The sequence below is a fragment of the Solirhodobacter olei genome, assembly GCF_004010155.1.
GTDB classification, from domain to species: domain Bacteria; phylum Pseudomonadota; class Alphaproteobacteria; order Rhodobacterales; family Rhodobacteraceae; genus Solirhodobacter; species Solirhodobacter olei.
The window spans coordinates 1-1,893 of sequence record NZ_RRYH01000081.1; the positions used below are offsets into that span (position 1 = coordinate 1).

The 1,893-nt window shown below is 62.8% G+C and carries 1 protein-coding gene; it reads right to left on the reverse strand.

What is annotated here, in order from left to right:
* Positions 1-77 precede the first annotated feature (77 nt).
* Entirely contained in the window at positions 78-1,724 is a 1,647-nt protein-coding gene (locus tag EIP85_RS22540) for an IS1634 family transposase (RefSeq protein ID WP_127904442.1), read from the reverse strand.
* Positions 1,725-1,893: the final 169 nt, after the last annotated feature.

Consider the following 1,893-nt stretch of genomic DNA (forward strand, 5'->3'; position numbering starts at 1 on the left):
CCCGAGTTCATCAGCAAATCACGTAAGTGATTGATATCGCTACTCCGAGGTTGGCGGTTTTGCCACAACGGGGAGCTTCAGGCCGGCTTTGGAAGGTTCAGAGCATCGAAGAGGTCGAGTTGTTCCTGAGTGGTGTTGCTGGTGCCGTTGAAGGTGCGGTTGCCGATATGGGCGGTATGTTTCTGGATGCGCGCGAGCAGATCGAGGGCAGTGCGCGGACTGGCGGCATTCCCCTTGGCCTTTAGCCGCATGCGCATGACGCGGTAGAGCACGAGGGCCAGGAAGCAGATCAGGGCATGGGCGCGGATGCGGTCCGGCAGGCGGTGATGAACCGGGGCGATCTCGATGTCCGATTTCAGGACTCGGAAGCCGCGTTCAATATCGGCCAAGGCCTTGTAGCGTGCGAGAGTTTCTGCCGGGGTCAGATCGGCGGCATTGGTGATCAGCGCGAGCTTTCCATCGAAGAGTTCGGCCTCGGCGAGGGCCTCCTCGTCGACCGACCAGCTGAACCGATCGGCGGTGAAGTCGGCCTTGAGGAAGCGGGTCAGTTCAGCCTCGGCCACGGCGCGGGTGAACCGGCTGAAAGCGCCGCGATCAGAGGCACGGCGCCCCTTTGCCGTCGTCCCTTCGTCCTGGGCGTCGAGCTTGCCGACCATCTTCTCGGCCATGGTCTCCAATTCGGTGATCCGCTCCCGGCGGTGAGCCGATTGCAGCGCCGCGCGCTCCGGATCATGGGCGACGATCAGGCGATGGCCGGCGAAGGTCGTCTCGGCCAGACCACCGTCGAAGAAAGCAAGCCCCTGGAAGGTTCCGACCAGCTCACTGTAGCGGCGTGCCGGCACGGCGAGGATGAACTCGAGTTTACGCGCTCCCTGCTCGGCGAGAGCGGTGAGTTCGCCGATGTTGTCGAGGCTGAGGAGGCCACGGTCGGCGACCAGCACCACGCGCTGGATCCGGAACCGCTGCAGCACGGTCTGCAGCATGGATTGAAGGGTTTTGGTCTCAGCTACATTGCCGGGATGGACGGTGTGCAGGAGCGGCAGACCCTCTGCGGTCTGCACGACGCCGAGCACGAACTGTCGGGCGATGCCTCCCGTCTCTTTGTTCATGCCGAAGGCGCGGATGTCCTCGCCGACCTCGCCTTCGCCGTGGATGCGCACCGTGGTCAGGTCGTAGAAGACCACCGCCAGATCGCGATCGACCAGCGGTCGGATCTGCTTGGCCAGCTCCATCTCGACCCGCTCGGCATGGTCCATCAGCGCGTCCATGGCCCGCAGCAGGTGCTGGTGGGTCACGGCCTCCGGCATCGCCGGCATGGCCACGGTCTCCAGCCAGCGCAGGCAACCCAACTTGCTCGTCGGGTCGCACAGTCGGTTGAAGACCATGGCGCGTACGAGGGCTTCGACATCGAGCTTGCGCTTGCCCGAGCGCAGGGCACGTCCGAGGGCGCGATCGAAGCCGAGGTCTTTCCACAATTCATGCAGGGCGAAGACGTCACCGAAGCTCTGCGCTGGATCATGCGTGACTTCAGAGGCGGTGTTTTCGGCCCGGCCGAGCACGCGGTTGAGGCCGTTGATCAGCGGATCGAGCTTTGCCGGCGTGAGATCTTCGATCCGCCCGAAGTTCGCGACCACGCGATGGCGCACTTTCCCGGCGTCATCGCGGTAGCCCTCAACCACCTGAAGGTAACGTCGTCCGCCGGATTGAGTGATCTTCGTATACATGCCGCAACGTTATCATCGCAATGCGACTGCACACAATACCAATACCTTCTATAACGTGCCACAACAGAACTTCGCCGAAATCGGGGTTCGCCACAAGCTAAGCCATTGATTTGTCGCGTGGTGGTCGTCCCGGAATCTGGAAAATCAGCCCCGAAGTGTCGAAGTCCGG

Excerpts from the sequence above, each read along its gene's own strand:
- EIP85_RS22540 (WP_127904442.1), bottom strand. The coding sequence starts at position 1,724 with ATGTATACGAAGATCACTCAATCCGGCGGACGACGTTACCTTCAGGTG.